Source organism: Vibrio sp. 03_296, assembly GCF_002265885.1.
The window spans coordinates 1-1055 of sequence record NZ_NPKW01000865.1 but is presented as its reverse complement, the minus strand read 5'-3'; the positions used below and the strand labels follow the sequence as shown (position 1 = coordinate 1055).

General features: G+C 42.7%; 1 pseudogene. It reads left to right on the top strand.

The annotated features are described in order from the left end of the window. Window positions 1-320: 320 nt before the first annotated feature. A pseudogene (locus tag CIK04_RS28470) lies at window positions 321-1055 on the top strand (TIGR01212 family radical SAM protein); the annotation flags it as partial.

The window sequence follows — 1055 nt, the reverse complement described above, 5'->3', positions numbered from 1 at the left end:
AGACATATTCCTGCATTTGATTTGTAATAAAGCTCACAAAAATGACGGTTATGTGTAAGTATCCTACAATTTTGTGACTAAGGAATGCAACGAAAAGTAACCAGAGCTAGGCAAAATTCTTGTTTAAAAATGCACTTTACGTTTAACAAATATGCAACATTGGCCCGTTTTTCTTTTATTTATGCATGTTTATTGATTTTTGCCATGAAAAGCTTTCGTTTGAATTCACTACAATTTTGTGTTTTTTCTTGCAGGTATGTAATTTAATTTACTAGAAATCGTAGTGAGTATGATTGCGGTTTTCAATTGGTGGTTTTTCAATGCAATTACATGAGCTAGTGAATACGATTGGTCAGGATCTTCAGCGTCGATATGGAGAAAAAGTGCATAAAGTTGACGCTTCATGGGGCTTAGCTGCCAATCGTGATGGCACGATTGGCCGTGGTGGCTGTACTTTCTGCAATGTGGCATCGTTCGCTGATGAGCAAGCTCAAGTCAAAAGTATTCGAGAGCAATTGAGCGAGCGAGCGGGAGAAGTGCATCGCGCGAAAAAGTACTTAGCCTATTTTCAAGCCTACACCAGTACCTATGCTGAAGTGCAGGTGCTGAAAACATGTATGAAGAAGACGTTGAAAGCCGCGGATATTGTCGGTCTTTGACGTAGGGACTCGCCCAGATTGTGTGCCTGACTTCGGTGTTAGAGCTGCTCTCGGATTACGTACAGCAAGGTTATGAAATTTGGTTGGAGTTGGGCTGCAAACGGCCAGCAATGACGACCATTAAAGCGGATCAATCGTGGACACGATTTTGAATGCTACGCAGAGATCACTCAGCGAGCTCGAGCCTTGGGCATCAAAGTATGTACGCATTTGATCGTTGGGTTACCAAAGCAAGTCTCCAGACGATAACTTTGCCACCTTAGAAAAAGTGATTGAGGTCGGTACGGATGGTATAAAACTACATGGTTTGCATATTGTCGAAGGCAGCACCATGGCCAAAGCTTGGCGTGCGGGTAAGTTGGAAGCACCAGAATTAGAGCAATATGTCGAGATTGC